A 17,206-nucleotide genomic window follows, 5' to 3' on the forward strand; every position below is an offset into this window, starting at 1 on the left:
GTGGCGCCACACCGCAAGTCGCGGTCCGCCGGTTCCATGGGCATGCGGACGCCGGCTCTCGCCACCGCGGCCCTGACCTCGGTGGCCCTACTCTCCCAGACGGCGGACGCCGCGCCCGCCGCGGAGCCCAACCCGAGCATGGAGGAAGTCCGGAAGAAGGTCGACGACCTCTACCAGCAGGCGGGTACGGCCACCGAGAAGTACAACGCGGCCAAGGAGAGGACCACCAAGCAGCGCAAGCGCGTGGGCGGCCTCCTGGACGACGTGGCGAAGCGCACGGAGAAACTGAACAGCGCGCGCGAGGCGCTCGGGACCTTCGCCGCGGCTCAGTACCGCACGGGAGCCTCGGCCCCCGACACGGCTTCCCTCCTCCTCGCGGACGAGCCGCAGGACTACTTCGACCAGACCCAGCTGATGAACCGGCTGACCGCCCGGCAGAAGCAGGCCGTCGACGACTACGCGACGCAGCGGGCCGTCACGACGCAGAAGCGGCAGGAGGCGTCGGAGGGCCTGGAGACGCTGACCGCGACGCAGAGCACGCTGAAGACGTCCAAGGCGGACGTCCAGCGCAAGCTCGCCGAGGCGCGCGCACTCCTTTCCCGGCTGACCTCGCAGGACAGGGCCCGGCTCGCGGCGATCGAACGGGAGAGGCAGCAGGAGGCCCGCCGCAAGGCGGACGAGCTGGCGCGGCAGCAGGCGGCCGACGCGGAGCGCCGGCGCCAGGAGGCGGCGGCTCAGGCCCCGCGGGGCACGGGTGCCGCCACCGGCCCGGGCACCGGTACGGGGAGCGTCCCCGGCTCCGTCGCGACCGCCACCAAGGCGGCCAAGGCGCTCGCCTTCGCCCGCGCGCAGATCGGCAAGCCGTACGTCTGGGGCGCGAGCGGTCCCGGTTCGTACGACTGCTCCGGGCTCACCCAGGCCGCCTGGAAGGCCGCCGGTGTGACCCTGCCGCGCACGACGTGGGACCAGGTCGAGACCGGCACGACGGTCTCCGTGGAGAGCGCCCAGCCCGGTGACCTCGTCTTCTTCTACGACGACATCAGTCACGTCGGCATCTACGCCGGCGACGGCATGATGGTCCACGCCCCCAGGCCGGGCGCGTACGTCCGCGAGGAGTCGATCTTCTCCATGCCGGTCCACGGCGTGGAGCGGCCGGCGTAGCTCACCGGATTCCGGAGCTCATCGCCCTGCTCAGGTCCAGAGCAGGGCGATGAAGACGTTCACCGTGGTGAGGCCGCCCACGAGGGCGAACAGGCCCTTCTCGGCCCTCTCCTCGTCGCGCTTCACATAGACGAGGCCGAGGATCACGACCAGCAGGGCCAGCTTCACGCCGATCTTGACGTTGTCGACGCTCTGGTCGTCGGCCTGGTTGAGGCCGACGAGGACCACGCCGGTGACCAGCATGGTCAGCGCGCCGTGCAGCATGACGGGGGTGAAGCGGGCGGTGCCGTCCCCCATGGCCTTCAGCTGGGTGAGGAAACCGCCCAGCAGGGCGGCGATCCCGATGATGTGCAGGGCGACGAAGACATGAATCAGTACGTCCATGAGCCCGGACCCTAACCGGACCCCGGTACGCCGCCTCGCGCCGCCCCGGGCACGGGCACCCGCCACGGCCCACTCTCTCTCCGCGCCCTCCGCACCTCGTGCTCACGGAACCCGTAGCAGTACCCCGCCCGCCGCTCCCCCACAACGCGCGCATCGGTCACCGGACCACGCCAAGTCGGCGGAGCCGGGCCCGGATCACGGTCACACCCGGTCGCTCGGTGACCGAAAATCACCATCTCCATACATGCCGTTACCAGCCACGCGCATCCAGGTTTAGCGTCCTTCCCCAGGTGACCGGCTCCCCACCACAACCGCCCGGGTCAGGGGCGGCAGTCGGCACCACCGCCAGAAAGGTCCGGCGGCGACCCGCTCCCCCTGTGCGGGCCGTCGCCGGACGTGCACCCGGCCGTACGGAAGGAACGTGGAACGATACGTGGGAGCGCACCGCAGGCCCAGACAGCGTCCACTCGGCGGCGGTACGGTCCGCACCGCCCTCACCGTCGCCCTCGCGGGCGCGGCGGGCGCGACCGGCCTCAGCGGGACGGGGGTCGCGGCGCCCGAACTGACGCCGGCGCAGGTGAAGGCCAAGGTCGACAAGCTGTACCGGGAGGCGGAGGTCGCCACCGAGAAGTACAACGGGGCCAAGGAGGAGTCCACGAAGGCGGCGGGCCGGCTCGGCACCCTCCAGGACGAGGCCGCGCGCAGGACGGACCGGCTCACCTCCGAACGGGACGCGCTCGGTTCGCTGGCGACCGCCCAGTACCGGAGCGGAGGCATGGACCCCTCGCTCGGGCTGATGCTCTCCTCGGACCCCGACCAGTACCTGGACGGGGCCGCGTTCGCCGAGCGGGCCGGCAGCAGGCAGGCTTCGGCGGTGTCGCGCGTACGCGCCCAGCTCGGCGAGATCGAGCGGCTGCGCGGTGCCGCGCGCGTCGAACTCACCTCGCTCACGGCACGGCAGGCGGACCTGGAGCGGCACAGGAAGACGGTCACCGGCAAACTGGCCGAGGCGCGCCGCCTGCTGGCCCGGCTGTCGGACGAGGACCGGACCCGCATCGGCGCGGACGCCCCGGACACCGCACGCGCCTCGCGTTCCGGCCCGGCCCCGCGCGCACTCGGTGCGGGCCCCGCCGCGACCGTCCCCGACTCCCGTGCGGCGGCGGCGGTCTCGTACGCCTACGGGAAGATCGGCAGCCCGTACGTGTGGGGTGCCACCGGTCCCGACGCCTTCGACTGCTCGGGGCTGACGCAGGCCGCGTACCGCGCCGCGGGCATCACCCTGCCCCGGACGACGTACGCGCAGATCGCCGCGGGCCGGCGCGTCGCCCGCTCCGAACTACGCCCCGGTGACCTGGTGTTCTTCTACTCGGGCATCAGTCACGTGGGGCTGTACGTGGGCAACGGGCAGATGGTGCACGCGCCCAACCCCTCGGCGCCGGTGCGGGTGGCGCCGCTCGACGAGATGCCGTTCGCGGGGGCGACGCGGGTGGCGTGAGCGGGAGTGGCGTGAGCGGGGGTGTCCGTCCGGCGCCGTCACACCAGCCGTCGTGCCGTCGCCCAGCGGGTCAGCTCGTGGCGGTTCGACAGTTGCAGTTTGCGCAGGACCGCCGAGACGTGGGACTCGACCGTCTTGACGGAGATGAAGAGCTGCTTGGCGATCTCCTTGTACGCGTACCCGCGGGCGATGAGGCGCAGGACCTCGCGCTCGCGCTGGGTGAGGCGGTCCAGGTCCTCGTCGACCGGCGGGGCGTCCGTGGAGGCGAAGGCGTCGAGGACGAAGCCGGCCAGGCGGGGCGAGAAGACGGCGTCGCCGTCCTGGACGCGGAAGACGGAGTCGACGAGGTCCGCGCCGGTGATCGTCTTCGTCACGTAGCCGCGGGCTCCGCCCCGGATCACACCGATGACGTCCTCCGCGGCGTCCGACACGGAGAGCGCGAGGAACCGGACCGGCTGCTCGGCGTCGGCCATCAACGGCGCGCAGCGGCGCAGCACTTCGACCCCGCCGCCGCCCGGCAGGTGCACGTCCAGCAGGACGACTTCGGGGCGGGCCGCGGTGATGACCGTGACCGCCTGGTCGACGTCCGCGGCCTCGCCGACCACCTCGACGCCGGTCCGCTCGGTCTGCCCGATCTCCGCCTGGACTCCGGTACGGAACATGCGGTGGTCGTCGACGAGCACCACGCGCACCCGCCGCCCGGGCGCGGAACCCGCCGGGTCGCCGGCCGCGCCCGCTCCGGACGCCCCAGCCGCTGCCGCCGCTCCGGTCGGTTCGTTCGCGTCGCTCATGTCTCCGCCCTCTCCATCTCCAGCTCGACCTCCGTGCCGCCGTCCGGCACGGCGCGCAGCCGTGCCGTACCGCCGTTGCGCTCCATGCGGCCGATGATCGATTCTCTGACGCCCATGCGGTCGGCGGGTATCGAGTCCAGGTCGAATCCGGGACCGCGGTCCCGGACCGACACGAAGACGGTCCTTCCCTCGACCTCGGCGAAGACCTGCACCGCGCCGCCCTCGCCACCGTACTTGGCCGCGTTCACCATGGCTTCCCTCGCGGCCTGCATCTGGGCGCCGGTCCGGTCGTCGAGGGGGCAGTCGCCGACGACCACGACCTCGATGGGGACGCCGTGCTTGTCCTCCACCTCCGCCGCGCTGCGCCTGACGGCCTCGGCGAGGGTGTCGGGCTCCTCCGCCTCGTCCTTGCCGGTGCCCTCCGGTTTGTAGAGCCAGTTGCGCAGGTCGCGCTCCTGGGCGCGGGCCAGGCGTCGTACCTCGCTCGCGTTCTCCGCGTTGCGCTGTATCAGGGTCAGGGTGTGCAGCACCGAGTCGTGGACGTGCGCGGCGACCTCGGCCCGCTCCTGGGCGCGGATGCGCATGAGGCGCTCCTCGGAGAGGTCCTGGGTCATCCGCACGAGATACGGACCGGCCAGCAGCGCTATCCCGACGAGGACGGCGAGCGCGGCCTGCAGGACCGAGCCGAGGTGGGCGGCCGAGCCCTGCAGCACGAATATCCCGGAGACGCCGGCGGCGACGAGCAGGACGCCGGCCGCGGAGCGGAGCAGGGTGATCGTGCGCTTGCGGCGGCCGACCTCCATCCAGCGGGCCCGGCGCGCGTTGTCCGCCTGGCGCCAGACCAGGGCCACGCCCGCGCCGACGAGGACGGTGGGCCACAGGTATGCCTTGGCGCCACCGCTCAGGTCGACGTTCCCCACGAAGACCAGGGCCACGACGACCATCGCGAGCAGGGCGACGATCTGCCCCTTGTCGGGCTTGCGGGCCACCAGTCTGCGGCGGCCGTCGGGGGCGGTCTCGGTCGCGAGGGCGGGGGGCCGCCCGGCGTCCACGCCGCCGACGCCGAGAGGGACGAAGAACCAGAACGACGCGTACAGCAGCGCCCCGAGGCCGTCCGCCATGAACAGGCCCACGAAGACGAGCCGCACCCAGGTCACGGGCAGGCCGAGGTGCCCTGCGAGCCCTCGCGCCACGCCCCCGAGCCAGCGTCCGTCGCTGCTGCGGTAGAGCTTGCGCGGGGGCCGCGGGTCCTCGACGGTCAGGGGTGCGGCGTCCGGCATGCCATCGATGTTCACATGCCGGGCGGCACCGGGCATCAGGGTCGACCCCCGAGACTCCCCTGATCTTCACATCCGTGCGGGGCACGGTGGAGGGGGCCGCGGGCGGGGCCGTGTCCAGCCGGCGCAGGGCGGGCCGTCCCCGGCCGGTGCCGCCTGGCGTAGGGGTCGTCCCCGGGGTCGAATTCAGGGTTCGGCCAGGGTCGTACCGACTCCCGCCGGGCCGTCGTGGCCGTCACCATGGACGTATGAGCGATCAGCAGCACGCGGCGGCGGGTCCGGCGCCCGGACCGGGCGCCGGACCGCAGGACTCCGTGCCCGCGGCGGACGCCCCGGCGTCGGCGGGCGAGCAGCCGCGCGCGCCGGGGGCGAGAGGGGGGCCCGAGGACCCGGCGGTGCCCGAGATCCCGCGCAGGTTCCGGCGCGACCGGCGGCACAAGATGCTGAGCGGGGTGTGCGCGGGGCTCGGACGGCAGTGCGACATGGACCCGGTGATCTTCCGGATCGTGCTCGCGGTGCTCTCGGCGACCGGCGGCCTCGGCCTCATCTTCTACGGCTTCGCCTGGCTCTTCGTCCCGTACGACGACGACGAGGAGAACGAGGTGCGCAAGCTCCTCACCGGCCGTGTCGACGGCCAGGCCCTCACGGGTGTGCTGTTCGCCCTGGTCGGCTGCGGTGTGTTCCTCTCCATGCTGAACAACGGAGGGGTGCTGACCTTCGCGGCGACGCTGGCGCTGCTCCTCGCGGGCGCCGGCTACTGGTCGCGGCAGCGCGGCGCCGAGGACCCCGAGCCCTTCCCCAGTTCCCGGCCGCGGGCGGGCAGGGCGGGTCCGATCGCCGCGCAGGCCGTCGCCGACGCGCCGCCGGAGGCCCAGGCGCCGCCCGTGCCCTCGTCCTTCCCCTCCTGGTGGCGCGAGCCGATCGTCAAGGACGGGACGTACGTGGGCGGCACTGGCTATCTGTGGGGTCCCGGGAGCACACGGGACCGTGACATCGCGGCGGCGATCACCATCGCGCACGGCGGCGCCGGCCGGGGCATACGGCCGCGGGACGTCAGGCCGCGCGGTCCTCGCGGAATCGGCGGCCGGGTGTTCGTGCTCGCCGTCGTCGCGGGCGTGCTCGGGACGAGCCTGACGTGGGAGGACCAGACCCTCGGCACCAGTCTCCAGACCGGTCTGGCCTGTGCGCTGGTCGTGCTGGGCCTGGGCATCGCGGTCAGTGCGTTCATCGGGCGCACGGGAGCGGGGACGGTCTTCCTCGGGGTCCTGACGGCGGGGCTGCTGGCGGCCTCGGCGGCACTGCCGAAGGACATCACGACCCACTGGGAGCGTACGGAGTGGACGCCCGCCACGGCCGCCGCCGTACGGGAGCAGTACGACCTCGGCTCGGGCGTCGGCACGCTCGATCTCCGCCGGGTCGACGTCGGCAGGGGCCGGACCGTCGCGACGAACGCAGAGGTGGGGATGGGACAGCTCAAGGTCCTCATACCGAAGGACGCGACGGTGAAGCTGCTGGTGGAAGTGGGCGTCGGTGACATCCAGTTGCCGGGTGACGACGAACAGGACGTGGACGTGGCGCCCGGCAAGCACAAGGAAGTGACGCTCGCGCCCGCGGTCGGCGGCAAGGGCGGCGGCACACTCGACCTCACGCTCGAAGTCGGCCTCGGACAGGTGGAGGTCACCCGTGCTGCGTCATGAGTTCAAGCCCGGCCGACTCGTCGCGGGCCTCTTCCTGGCCCTCGCGGGTCTCGTCTACGCGGGCGACGCGGGCGGCCTCTGGGAGACCCCGTGGTTCGCGGTGATCCCGCTCGTCACCGTCGGGCTCTGCCTGGCTGCCGTGACGGGGAGTCTCGCCCACGGGATACGCCGCCACCGCCGCCGCGAACGGCCCGCCGGGGCCGGGGCCGGGGCCGGCACGCGGGCCCGGGTCTGACCGGCGCCCCGCCCGGCCGACGCCGCGGTCTGACCCGCGTTCCGCCCGGCCGACGCCCCGGACCGACCCGGGCCCCGACCGGCCGACGCCCCAGACCGACGCGCCCGCCCCGGACCGACGCGCCCCGGGCTGATCCCGGCCCCGGACGCCCGGAGCGGGCAGGCGCGTTCGGCCCGGTCTGCGTCCGGCTCGGTCCGCTGGCTCGGTCCGCGTCCGGCTCGGTCGCCGATCGGGCTCGATCACCGGTCGGGGCGGAGGCGAGTCGGACGAAGGCCCCGGTTGCCGTCCGGCTCAATCGCCGGTCGGGACGGAGGCCGGTCGGCACGAAGCCCCGATTGCCATCCGGCTCAGCCGCCGATCGCGGCTAAGGCAGATCGGGACGAAGGTCCCGGTCGCCGCCCGTCGGCCGCCGGTCGAGGCGGAGGCCGGTCAGGACGACGGCCGGTCAGGGCCGAGGCCAGTCGTGACGAAGACAGGTCGGAACGAAGACAGGTCGGGACGAGGCCGCTCGGTGCGGAAGCCAGTCGTTGCGGAAGCCGGCCAGGGCAGGGCCAGTCGGGACGAAGGCCGGTCGGGGCAGAAGCCGGTCAGGACGAGGCCGGTCAGGACGAGGCCGGTCAGGACGAGGCCGGTCGGGGCGGCAGCCGGTCGGGGCGAAGGCCCGTCCAGGTGAAGGCCCGGCTAGTGCGTGCTCGGGCGGTTCCTTCGGCGGGCGCGGAGTTTGGCGTCGAGGGAGAACACGCCCGCTCCGGCGAGCACGAGGGGCAGCCAGGCCATCAGGTAGGGGAGGTCGTTGCCGTAGTAGTACGGGTCCGCGGCCCAGCTCATCGTCAGCCAGAGGCTGAGGGAGATCAGTGCCCCGCCGACCGCGGCGAGGCGGGCCAGCAGGCCGATCAGGGTGCCGATGCCCACCGCGAGCTCGCCCAGGGCGATGGCGTAGCCGAAGCCGACGGGGTTCTTGAGGGAGAGGTCGATGAGGGCGGGGACGGCCGACGAGTCGCGGACCGCGCGCATCATGTCGCCGATCGAGCCCGCCCCGGCGTCGGACATGAACGCGCTGTCGGTGAGTTTGTCGATCCCCGCGTAGATGAAGGTGACGCCGAGGAAGACCCGCAGCGGCAGCAGCGCGTAGCGCGTGGCGGTGTCCCGCCAGTCACCGCCGCCGCCGTCGTCCGCGTAGTCGGAGTGTGTGTCCATCCGCATGCCGTGAGCCATAGCCTTCCGCCACCTCTCAACCGCCGAACGGTTCACCCCTCAACAAGACAATACGTACGAGGGCGGGCTCCCGCTCACGACAGGGCGGACAAATTTCCACCACGTCCACCCGAACGTCCCCCCCTTCGACCCCTTACGATCCCCTCTCATGCCCTCTGATCCCCTTCGATTCGCCCTGGTCCTCTTCGGGGCCCTCGGGGCTCAGTCCGTCACGTCGATCTCCACGCGGTTCGTCTCCACGCCCGCCGCGGTGACGACCTGCACCTCCACCCGCCCCGGCTCCACGTCCGCGGGTACCGGCACGGTGAGTACCGCGTCGGACGGGTTGCGGAACCCGCCGGGCACCGGGACCAGCGGCACATGCACGTGCACCGCGCCGATCCGCACCACCATCCGCGACAGCCGGTCCGCGCCCTGCGCTCCGGGCGGCACGAAGCCGGCCCCCCGGATCTCGATGTCGTCCCCGGTCCGGATCGGCGCGTCCAGGTCCCCGGCCTCGCGCGCCCGTACGACGGAGAGGATCACCGGCCGCCCGCCCTCGGCGTACTTCGCGGCGACGTACGTGGCGGCCGAGATCAGCACCATGACGGCGAGACCCCACGGCAGGTCCGGCAGTTGTTCGGGCCGCCGGGCCAGCCGTACCGCCGCGAACACCAGCGCGACGGCGCCCAGCACCACGTACTGCGTGTCCGCGAAGCTGCCGCGCCCGGAGTCGTCGGTCAGCAGGTCGGCGGCCCGGGGCCGGTCGGCGCGTACCTTCTGCAGCCGCTGCCCGAGGACCCGAAGCCCCACCACCCGCCGCACCAGGACGGCGATCGCGCACACCACGGCGAGGACGGTCACGATGCCCGCCCCCCGGGCGAGTTCGAGGCCCGCGATGAGGGAGTCCCGCTCGGCGTGCGAGGACGCCCCGGCGAGCCGTCCGGCCAGCACCAGCACCGCGTAGACGACGAACAGCACCCAGCCGGCGGCCACCACGCGGGAGGTGGAGAGCCGGTTGTCCTCGCCGATGACCGGCGCCAGCACCCCTCCCCGCGCCCGGTGGAACCACGACGCCACGGTCAGCAGCACGGCCACGACGACCGCCGCGAGCAGCCCCGCCGTGCGCGCGGACGTCCAGCCCGCCCCGATCGCGGTGAGCGACTGCACCAGCAGCAGGACCGCCACAAGTCCCCACACGGCCAGGACGGTTCGCCGCCACACGAGGCCGAGCCAGACCTCCCCCTCGGCCCGGCCGCGCTCGGCGACGAGGCCGGCGGACTGGGTCAGCGCGTCCGACACCCACTGCCGCGAGGCTCCCGCCGAGTGGGCGACCGCGGCGGGCAGCCCGTGCCCCGACGCCAGTTCGTCCCGCTCGGCGAGGAACGCGGCGACGGCCCGCCGGTGCCCCTCACGTGCCCCGTGCGGACAGCCCCCGCAGGTACAGCCGCCCTCGTGCCCGCCCCGCAGGGCACCCCGGCCGGCGTCACGCCCCGTGCCCTGTCCAGCCTCCTGCACCGCCACGCCCGTTGCCGCCTTCCGCACCGCTCTTGTCGAATGTCCATCGCCCGTACACGCGCCCACCGCACACCCGCGCAGCCGTACAACTGCCTTGTGACGACGACGCATTGTGCCGTACCCCACACCCCCCGCGTCCGCCAGGTCCGGTCAGCGCCGGTGAACCCCGCACGCCCGTGTTGACCCGCCTGCGAGAATTTCCGTATGGCCGAGATCATCCAGCGCGACGGGACCTGGGTCTTCGACGGCAGCACGGTTCGGATCACCCCGGGACTGCACCGTTCCGTGCCGCTGTTCCGGCAGACGTACGGGGAGATCGCCGTACCCCTCGAAGCGGTCGCCGGCGTCGTGTACGAACCCGAACGCAAGCGCGGTCGCCTGCGGCTGAGACTGCGCGAGGGCGCCGACCCGCTGCTCCAGGCGACCGGGGGCCGGCTGCCCGACGCGGCCGATCCGTACCGGCTGGCGGTGGACATCGACCGTTCGGGGGTCGCCGAGTACGTCGCCGAGGAGATCCGGCACGCCCTGCTGATCGAACAGATACCCAAGGAACCGGCCGCGGCGTATCTGCTGCCCGGCCCGCCCGTGCCCGTCTCGGTCCGTTCCAGCGACGGCACGGTCTCCTTCGACGGGGCCGGGGTCCGTATCGACTGGAGCGACACCTCGGACCGGGTGAAGCGGGCGACGGGCCCGCGCATCATCGCCCTGCCGGACCTCGTACAGGTGGAGTGGCTGCCCAACTCCGGCTACGAGGACGGTTTCCTGCGCTTCGTGACGCACGACTCGGTCTTCTCGAAACTGCCGCCGGAGAAGGACCCGTTCGCTCTCGACCTGTGGGGCAGCGCGCGCCGCGATCTGCTCACGGCCCTCGTCGCGACCGCGGTCACGGCCCGGCTCCCGCACCCGTCCACCCGCGTCGGCGAGCACGCCCGGGCGGATCCGTCCGCGCTCCCGCCGGCCCCCGAGGACTCCGTACCGTCGCGCCCGCCGCCCCGGACGCCTCGAAGGTCCCCTGTGCCCCACACACCCCGCCCGCTCCAGGGGCCTCCTCAGGACATTCACGACATCCTCCTGCGCCGGCTGCGGGAGCTGGGTGAACTGCACCGCGACGGGGTGCTCACCGACGAGGAGTTCGCGATGACGAAGGCGGCCGTGCTGCGCGACTTCTAGCAGCGCGAGCCGCGTGAGCGGGGTGCGTCCGGTATGCGGGGCGCGTCCACCGAGTGGCGCGCGTCCGGACAGCTGGTGCGGCACGTCAGGACAACAGATCCGGTTCGCTGCGGCTGATGTCCTGCCACAGCGGCTGGTAGTTGATCCACGCCACCAGGTCCCCGCCGGCCTGCTCCCGCGTCGCGACCGCCTGCTTGTGGTCGATCAGCACCGGCCGCCCCGCCGCCCGCGCGGTCAGCTGCACCTGGCAGGACCGTTCCATCGACAGGAACCACCAGGCCGCCGCGTCCACCGAGTCGCCGACCGTCAGCAGCCCGTGGTTGCGCAGCACGAGTGCCTTGTACGAGCCGAGCGCCGAGGCGATCCGCCGCCCTTCCTCGGCGTCCACGGCGACGCCCGAGTAGGCGTCGTACAGCGCGTGGTCCTCGTAGAACGCGCAGCTCTCCTGAGTGATCGGGTCGAGCAGGTCGCCGAGCGCGGCCAGCGCGCGCCCGTGCACCGAGTGGCAGTGGGCGACCGCGACGACGTCGGGCCGGGCGGCGTGCACCTGGGCGTGCACGGTGAACGCGGCCTGGTTCACGTGGTAGCGCCCCTCCAGCACCTGCCCGTCCCCGTTGGCCAGGACCAGGTCGCCGACGGTGACGTGCTTGAAGGGCATCCCGAACGGGTTGACCCAGAAACAGTCGCTGTACTCGGGGTCGCGCGCGGTGATGTGACCGGAGACCCCGTCCTCGAAGCCGAGCCGCCCGAAGAGCCGCAGCGCACCCGCCAGGCGCTCCTTGCGGTGCCGGCGTTCGTCGTCGAGCGACTCGTGCATGGGCGGCATGGCGAACCGCAGCCTGTCCGTGGGAAGCGGCAGGGGCGGCTTGGGGCCGTGCATATGTCCTCCAGCCCTGAGGAAAGGACTCCGTACGTCGTTACGGGCGGGAAGTTACCGGCGGTCCGCACGGGAGAACAGAGATGTCGGAGAAGAGGGTGCACAACCGTTGTACGGGGTTACTGGTCTGCCTGACCGGAGCCGACACCCGCGTCGGGCATTCGGCGCCGACGCCCTCTGGAGGGACCCCCCGTGCACCGCCTTCCCCACACGCTCCGCGGACCGCGCCCCGCGACCGCATCGCCGTCCCGAGTCCCGCTCCGCCCATGAAACGAGCCGAGCGCCTCATCACGGACATGCTCCGACAGATCGCCACGCGCGATGTGGTGGTCCTCGACGACCTCGGCGGATCCCCCCGCCGCCTCGCCGCCCTCACCTACATCGCCGTGCAGTACGGCTTCCGGTACGAGGGCACGAACCGACTCGGCCAGACACTCCAGGTCCGGCTGGTCCGGGATCCCCGCCCCGAGGCCCGCGAGCGCAGCACCGCGGCTCTCGGCCGGCTCGCCGCCGGACGCGCCCCGGGCATGCGGCCCGGCACACTGAAGCCGTTGCCGGACGTGGCGCCGGTGGTGAACCTGCTCAGGGCCCGCATCGAGTTCGACGCCATGGACGAGGATCTCGACCTGCGCCGCAAGGCCGTGTTCATGACCGCCAGTGCGGCCCTCATGGCGGTGGTGCTGATTCCGGCCGGCTGGCGGGCCTCGCTCGCCGCGAGCGCCACGATGGCCGCGGTGTTCGCGGTGTTCCTGCGTCTGGAGTCGGTGCGCAAGGACCGGCTGGCCCGGCGGCTGCGGTCGGCGGGCCGGAGCGTCACCGGGCGCACCGCACGCGGCTCGCTGCCGAAGAGACGACACTGAAAAGCCGACGCTGAAAGACGACAGAAGATGTCGGGTATCGGCGTCAGACTCGTCGCATGACTCGTACGACGTCGAACTGGGCGGCCTTCGTCGCCGCGGAACCGGAACTGGCCAAGGCCGTCGAGGAGCGGTTCGCGGCCTTCACGCACCATGTCGTGGCGACCCTCCGCAAGGACGGATCGCCCCGCACCTCGGGCCTGGAGGTCCGGTTCCTCGGCGGGGAGGTGTGGCTCGGCATGATGCCGGACTCCGTCAAGGCGCTGGACCTGCGCAGGGACGCGCGGTTCGCGCTGCAGGCGAATCCCGGTCCTGGCACGGGGATGGGCGGCGGCGACGTACGGATCGCGGGCCGGGCCGTCGAGGTCCACGATCCGGCGGTCAGGGCCGGGTACACGGAAGAGGTGGAACCGCCGGAGCCGTTCCACCTCTTCCGCACCGAGCTGACGGAGGTCGTACGGACCTACGTCGAGGACGACACGTACCTGGTCGTCGAGATCTGGAAACCGGGCGTGCCGGTACGCACGGTCCGGCGGACCTGATCCCTCCAGGACATGGCCTGGAGGGATCAGAAGGGCTCAGAAGGGTTCAGGACGTGGGGGTGGGGGGGTTACTCCCACTCGATGGTGCCCGGCGGCTTCGACGTCACGTCGAGGACGACCCGGTTGACCTCCTCGACCTCGTTCGTGATGCGTGTCGAGATCTTAGCGAGGACGTCGTACGGCAGCCGCGACCAGTCGGCCGTCATCGCGTCCTCGGAGGAGACGGGCCGCAGCACGATCGGGTGGCCGTACGTGCGGCCGTCGCCCTGGACCCCGACGGAGCGGACGTCGGCGAGCAGCACGACCGGGCACTGCCAGATGTCGCGGTCGAGGCCGGCGGCCGTCAGTTCCTCGCGGGCGATGGCGTCGGCGTCGCGGAGCAGGTCGAGCCGCTCCTTGGTGACCTCGCCGACGATCCGGATCCCGAGCCCGGGCCCGGGGAACGGCTGGCGCTGGACGATCTCCTCCGGCAGGCCGAGCTCCTGTCCGACCATGCGGACCTCGTCCTTGAAGAGCTGGCGCAGCGGCTCGATCAGCTGGAACTCGATGTCCTCGGGAAGCCCGCCGACGTTGTGGTGCGACTTGATGTTGGCGGTTCCCGTGCCGCCACCGGACTCGACCACGTCGGGGTAGAGCGTGCCCTGGACCAGGAAGGCCACCTCCGGGCCCTCGTCCGCGATGATCTCCGCCTGGGCCTGCTCGAAGACCCGGATGAACTCGCGGCCGATGATCTTCCGCTTCTCCTCGGGGTCCGAGACGCCCTTGAGCGCGTCGAGGAAGCGCTTCTCCGCGTCCACGACCTTCAGCTGGACGCCGGTCGCCGCGACGAAGTCCTTCTCGACCTGCTCGGTCTCGCCCTTGCGCATCAGTCCGTGGTCGACGTACACGCAGGTCAGCTGCGAGCCGATGGCCTTCTGCACGAGGGCCGCGGCGACCGCGGAGTCCACGCCGCCGGAGAGGCCGCAGATGGCGCGCTTGTCGCCGACCTGCTCGCGGATCAGCGCGACCTGCTCCTCGATGACGTTGCCGGTGGTCCAGTCCGGGCTCAGGCCGGCGCCCCGGTAGAGGAAGTGTTCGAGCACCTGCTGGCCGTGCGTGGAGTGCATGACCTCGGGGTGGTACTGGACCCCGTACAGCTTCTTCTCGTCGTTCTCGAAGGCCGCGACCGGGACGACGTCCGAGGAGGCCGTCACCGCGAAGCCCTCGGGGGCCGCGCTGCAGGCGTCGCCGTGCGACATCCACACGGACTGCTCGTCCGGGGTGCCCTCGAACAGGGTCGAGCCCGACTTCGAGACGTGCAGCGGTGTACGGCCGTACTCGCGGGCGCCCGTGTTGTCGACCGTGCCGCCGAGGGTGGTCGCCATCAGCTGGAAGCCGTAGCACATGCCGAAGACGGGGACGCCGGCCTCGAAGATCGCGCGGTCGAGGCTGGGGGCGCCTTCCGCGTACACGGACGAGGGGCCGCCGGAGAGGATGATCGCCGCCGGCTCCTTGGCGAGCATCTCGTCGACCGGCATGGTGCTCGGGACGATCTCGCTGTAGACCCGGGCCTCGCGGACTCGGCGGGCGATGAGCTGGGCGTACTGCGCTCCGAAGTCGACGACCAGGACGGTGTCGGGGGCGGGGGCGACGGGGGACGCTTCTGGCACGGTTTGCCTTCCGGCGGTTTTGCGGGGCTGTGGGTCTGATTCTAACGGGGGTGACGGGGCGAGTGCCCGCGCCGGGTTTCTCGCCCCCGCCGCCCCTACCCGTTCCCGTACCCGACTCGGGGGCGCTGCCCCCGAACCCCCGGTCCTCAATCGCCGGACGGGCTAGATACTTCTAGCCCGTCCGGCGATTGAGGACGAGCGCGCAGCGCGATTGCGGGGGCCTGGGGGCGGCAGCCCCCAGGGTCGGGACGGGAAGGGGCGGCGGGGGCGAGGGCGTGGGCGTGGGCGTCTCAGGATGCGGGCCGGGTTGGCCGGTCCGGCCCGGCCGGGCATACTGCTCCCATGCTCACGCACCAGACCTTCGTCTTTACCTATGGCATCCGGCCCACCGGCTGCCATGGTCGTGCTGCTTGAGCAACTGACAAGCGACTTCCCAGGCGCCCCGGGCCGACAAGGCCCGGGGCGCCTGCGTTGTCCGGACCTTGCCGCTCCGGGGCACCCCACCCGAACAGGAGCCCGGCAGATGAGCACCGCAACCCCCGACAGGACCGGCGCCCGCACCGAAGAGGCCGCCGGCGTGATCACCGGCGCCCGCGAACGCATCGACGCCCTCGACGACCGCATCATCGGCCTGGTCCAGGAACGCATGGCCGTCTCGGCGGTCATCCAGGAGGCCCGGATCACCTCCGGCGGCCGCCGCGTGAACCTGTCGCGCGAGATGGAGGTGCTCGGCCACTACAGGGAGGCCCTGGGCAGGCCCGGCACCTCGCTCGCCATGACGCTGCTGGAGCTGTGCCGCGGCCGCGTCTGAGCGCGAACGGCACGGCGCACCGCTTCCCGTACGGCAGTACGCCTGTACGACAGCCGCGTACGACGGACGTCCGGTGCACGCACGTACGCATGCCTCCTCACTCGTACGGCGCGTGACCGTCCGGCGGCCACCCCCGTTGTCCCGGTGTCCGTGCCGGCCAGGGACGGGCCCGGAGAACCACGCGTGGCTCCGCCGGGACGAGAGGCGTACGGATGTGCGCCGTGGGACCTCGTTCCGGAGAAGTGACCGGACGGCAGGGGACAGCGGCCCGGTCACGTCAGAGAAGGTCGGCTCCGGGGACGCCCGGAGCCGACCGGCGGAATCTGTGCAAGGGGCGGAATCTGTCCAAGGGCGGTCGAAACGGTTGCGGAGGCCGTGGCCCATCGAGCACGATGCTGGAACAACCCCGAGTCCGCAGCAGACATCCGTATTGCACCGCCCTACCGCCATTGGTCGACACCACTCGCACCCCCCCCGGTGCGCCGGGGCGCCGACCGGCGGACAAGCCAGAAGCGGCGCTACCCCCCCCGGCGCCGCTCCCCAGGCACCGGCGCTGCCCTGACGTCGGTGCTGACCACGAAGGGCCCCGCGGATCGTCCCGCGGGGCCCTTCGCCCGTCGTCCCTCTGCGCCATATCCCAGGACTGCCCGTCAGGACTGCCTGTCGGGACTGCCTGTCCGGCCCGGGGCACGTCAGCCGGCCGTCCTCGCCAGCTTCGCCAGCTGCGCCTTCACGAGCTTCACCGGCACCTCGGCCTTGTCCGCGTCCAGCATGTTCATCGAGCTGAAGGCCACCAGCGTCGTACCGTCGCGGACGACCGTGTACGCGGCGGGGACCTCCGCCCCCTCGATCGAGGCGACCAGCCGGAACGCGACGGACGCGTCACCGAGGTCCGGGGCGGCCAGCGCCTTCACGTCCCGGTAGTCGTAGTCGGCGTGCCGGTACGCGGTACAGTTCTTCGCCGCCGAACGCAGGCTCTTGATCACCTCGTCCGCCGCGTCGGACCCGCCGGACCCGCCGGGCTCGTACGAGAGGAGGGTGAGCGTGGTCACCGAGGCGTCCAGGTCGTCCTTCGAACCGACACCGCGGCTGACTCCGGCCTTCGGGACGGGGTCGGTGGTGAACAGGAACATGTCGGCGATCGGCTGGCACGCCGACGGGGTCGCCGGCACCGACTGTCCCAGCAGTTCCGCGCCGTCCGACTCCTTGACCTCGTAGCCCTTGACGTCCTCCGTCACGAGGGCGGCCTTCTTCAGTTGCGCCTCACTCAGCGGACCGGCCGCCTTCCGCGCGTCCGGGGTGCCCGGCGTGCCCCGCCCGTCCGGGGCGGCGGAGGTGCCGTCGGCCCCGGGGCTGCGAGGGGCGGGCCGCCTCGCCTTCCTCTCGCCGTCCGCCGTCCGCTGGCCCGCCGTTCGTTCGGCCGCCGCCGGACGCGACGGCTTCCCGTCCTGGCCGGTGGACCCCGAACCGCACGCCGCCGTGCAGCCGAGGACGGCCGCGACCGACACGGCCACGAGGGGCCGCGAGATCCCGATGTTCATCCTGGTC

The 17,206-nt window shown here is 72.6% G+C and carries 16 protein-coding genes; 8 read left to right on the forward strand and 8 right to left on the reverse strand.

Annotated elements, in window-relative coordinates; translation table 11 throughout:
* Window positions 1-1,161 (forward strand): NlpC/P60 family protein, encoded by a 1,161-nt coding sequence (locus ACFYXC_RS11105; protein ID WP_389549463.1) that lies wholly within the window; start codon window positions 1-3, stop codon window positions 1,159-1,161.
* Window positions 1,162-1,191: 30 nt separating this feature from the next.
* On the opposite strand, the gene ACFYXC_RS11110 is transcribed toward ACFYXC_RS11105, so the two are convergent.
* Complete coding sequence (locus ACFYXC_RS11110; RefSeq protein WP_388914269.1) at window positions 1,192-1,545, reverse strand: hypothetical protein; 354 nt, start codon at window positions 1,543-1,545, stop codon at window positions 1,192-1,194.
* Between the two features lie 433 nt (window positions 1,546-1,978).
* Between ACFYXC_RS11110 and ACFYXC_RS11115 the strand changes: the two genes are divergently transcribed.
* On the forward strand, window positions 1,979-3,040 hold the full coding sequence (locus tag ACFYXC_RS11115) for an NlpC/P60 family protein (RefSeq protein ID WP_389550024.1): 1,062 nt from the start codon (window positions 1,979-1,981) through the stop codon (window positions 3,038-3,040).
* A gap of 38 nt (window positions 3,041-3,078) precedes the next feature.
* On the opposite strand, the gene ACFYXC_RS11120 is transcribed toward ACFYXC_RS11115, so the two are convergent.
* A complete protein-coding gene (locus tag ACFYXC_RS11120; protein ID WP_389549467.1) occupies window positions 3,079-3,831 on the reverse strand; it encodes a LuxR C-terminal-related transcriptional regulator in 753 nt (250 codons plus the stop codon).
* Entirely contained in the window at window positions 3,828-5,111 is a 1,284-nt protein-coding gene (locus tag ACFYXC_RS11125) for a PspC domain-containing protein (protein ID WP_388914263.1), read from the reverse strand. The genes ACFYXC_RS11120 and ACFYXC_RS11125 overlap by 4 nt, the downstream gene beginning before the upstream one ends.
* 245 nt (window positions 5,112-5,356) lie before the next feature.
* Here ACFYXC_RS11125 and ACFYXC_RS11130 point away from each other — a divergent pair, with 245 nt between their 5' ends.
* Both ACFYXC_RS11130 and ACFYXC_RS11135 read left to right on the forward strand, forming a co-directional pair.
* On the forward strand, window positions 5,357-6,805 hold the full coding sequence (locus ACFYXC_RS11130; protein ID WP_389549471.1) for a PspC domain-containing protein: 1,449 nt from the start codon (window positions 5,357-5,359) through the stop codon (window positions 6,803-6,805).
* Complete coding sequence (locus ACFYXC_RS11135) at window positions 6,792-7,040, forward strand: hypothetical protein (RefSeq protein WP_389549473.1); 249 nt, start codon at window positions 6,792-6,794, stop codon at window positions 7,038-7,040. The genes ACFYXC_RS11130 and ACFYXC_RS11135 overlap by 14 nt, the downstream gene beginning before the upstream one ends.
* A gap of 681 nt (window positions 7,041-7,721) precedes the next feature.
* Here the strand turns inward: ACFYXC_RS11135 and ACFYXC_RS11140 are convergent.
* The gene (locus ACFYXC_RS11140; RefSeq protein ID WP_389549476.1) at window positions 7,722-8,255 is read right to left on the reverse strand and encodes a DoxX family protein; all 534 of its coding nucleotides are present in this window, start codon (window positions 8,253-8,255) and stop codon (window positions 7,722-7,724) included.
* 201 nt (window positions 8,256-8,456) lie between these two features.
* Window positions 8,457-9,758: a hypothetical protein gene (locus ACFYXC_RS11145; RefSeq protein WP_389549479.1), complete on the reverse strand. Its 1,302-nt coding sequence runs from the start codon at window positions 9,756-9,758 to the stop codon at window positions 8,457-8,459.
* A gap of 198 nt (window positions 9,759-9,956) precedes the next feature.
* Between ACFYXC_RS11145 and ACFYXC_RS11150 the strand changes: the two genes are divergently transcribed.
* Complete coding sequence (locus ACFYXC_RS11150; protein ID WP_389549482.1) at window positions 9,957-10,922, forward strand: DUF4429 domain-containing protein; 966 nt, start codon at window positions 9,957-9,959, stop codon at window positions 10,920-10,922.
* 85 nt (window positions 10,923-11,007) lie between these two features.
* Here the strand turns inward: ACFYXC_RS11150 and ACFYXC_RS11155 are convergent, their stop codons facing one another.
* Entirely contained in the window at window positions 11,008-11,802 is a 795-nt protein-coding gene (locus tag ACFYXC_RS11155; RefSeq protein ID WP_388914245.1) for a class II aldolase/adducin family protein, read from the reverse strand.
* Between the two features lie 263 nt (window positions 11,803-12,065).
* Between ACFYXC_RS11155 and ACFYXC_RS11160 the strand changes: the two genes are divergently transcribed.
* Together ACFYXC_RS11160 and ACFYXC_RS11165 are read left to right on the forward strand one after the other, a co-directional pair.
* On the forward strand, window positions 12,066-12,659 hold the full coding sequence (locus ACFYXC_RS11160; protein WP_389549485.1) for a hypothetical protein: 594 nt from the start codon (window positions 12,066-12,068) through the stop codon (window positions 12,657-12,659).
* A 56-nt stretch (window positions 12,660-12,715) separates the two neighbouring features.
* Window positions 12,716-13,198: a pyridoxamine 5'-phosphate oxidase family protein gene (locus ACFYXC_RS11165; protein ID WP_389549488.1), complete on the forward strand. Its 483-nt coding sequence runs from the start codon at window positions 12,716-12,718 to the stop codon at window positions 13,196-13,198.
* 68 nt (window positions 13,199-13,266) lie between these two features.
* Here the strand turns inward: ACFYXC_RS11165 and guaA are convergent, their stop codons facing one another.
* Complete coding sequence (guaA, locus tag ACFYXC_RS11170; RefSeq protein ID WP_389549491.1) at window positions 13,267-14,847, reverse strand: glutamine-hydrolyzing GMP synthase; 1,581 nt, start codon at window positions 14,845-14,847, stop codon at window positions 13,267-13,269.
* A 523-nt stretch (window positions 14,848-15,370) separates the two neighbouring features.
* Here guaA and ACFYXC_RS11175 point away from each other — a divergent pair.
* Window positions 15,371-15,658 (forward strand): chorismate mutase, encoded by a 288-nt coding sequence (locus ACFYXC_RS11175; RefSeq protein WP_388914232.1) that lies wholly within the window; start codon window positions 15,371-15,373, stop codon window positions 15,656-15,658.
* A gap of 692 nt (window positions 15,659-16,350) precedes the next feature.
* On the opposite strand, the gene ACFYXC_RS11180 is transcribed toward ACFYXC_RS11175, so the two are convergent.
* Window positions 16,351-17,199 (reverse strand): hypothetical protein, encoded by an 849-nt coding sequence (locus ACFYXC_RS11180; RefSeq protein ID WP_389549495.1) that lies wholly within the window; start codon window positions 17,197-17,199, stop codon window positions 16,351-16,353.
* Window positions 17,200-17,206: the final 7 nt, after the last annotated feature.

The sequence above is a fragment of the Streptomyces sp. NPDC002701 genome, from assembly GCF_042889045.1.
GTDB lineage: Bacteria > Actinomycetota > Actinomycetes > Streptomycetales > Streptomycetaceae > Streptomyces.

Bases quoted from the DNA above. Each gene is read 5' to 3' on its own strand.
- ACFYXC_RS11150 (WP_389549482.1), top strand. From the start codon at position 9,957: ATGGCCGAGATCATCCAGCGCGACGGGACCTGGGTCTTCGACGGCAGC.
- ACFYXC_RS11180 (WP_389549495.1), bottom strand. From the start codon at position 17,199: ATGAACATCGGGATCTCGCGGCCCCTCGTGGCCGTGTCGGTCGCGGCC.
- ACFYXC_RS11165 (WP_389549488.1), top strand. From the start codon at position 12,716: ATGACTCGTACGACGTCGAACTGGGCGGCCTTCGTCGCCGCGGAACCG.
- ACFYXC_RS11140 (WP_389549476.1), bottom strand. From the start codon at position 8,255: ATGGCTCACGGCATGCGGATGGACACACACTCCGACTACGCGGACGAC.
- ACFYXC_RS11175 (WP_388914232.1), top strand. From the start codon at position 15,371: ATGAGCACCGCAACCCCCGACAGGACCGGCGCCCGCACCGAAGAGGCC.
- ACFYXC_RS11160 (WP_389549485.1), top strand. From the start codon at position 12,066: ATGAAACGAGCCGAGCGCCTCATCACGGACATGCTCCGACAGATCGCC.
- ACFYXC_RS11125 (WP_388914263.1), bottom strand. From the start codon at position 5,111: ATGCCGGACGCCGCACCCCTGACCGTCGAGGACCCGCGGCCCCCGCGC.
- ACFYXC_RS11130 (WP_389549471.1), top strand. From the start codon at position 5,357: ATGAGCGATCAGCAGCACGCGGCGGCGGGTCCGGCGCCCGGACCGGGC.
- ACFYXC_RS11120 (WP_389549467.1), bottom strand. From the start codon at position 3,831: ATGAGCGACGCGAACGAACCGACCGGAGCGGCGGCAGCGGCTGGGGCG.
- ACFYXC_RS11110 (WP_388914269.1), bottom strand. From the start codon at position 1,545: ATGGACGTACTGATTCATGTCTTCGTCGCCCTGCACATCATCGGGATC.
- ACFYXC_RS11155 (WP_388914245.1), bottom strand. From the start codon at position 11,802: ATGCACGGCCCCAAGCCGCCCCTGCCGCTTCCCACGGACAGGCTGCGG.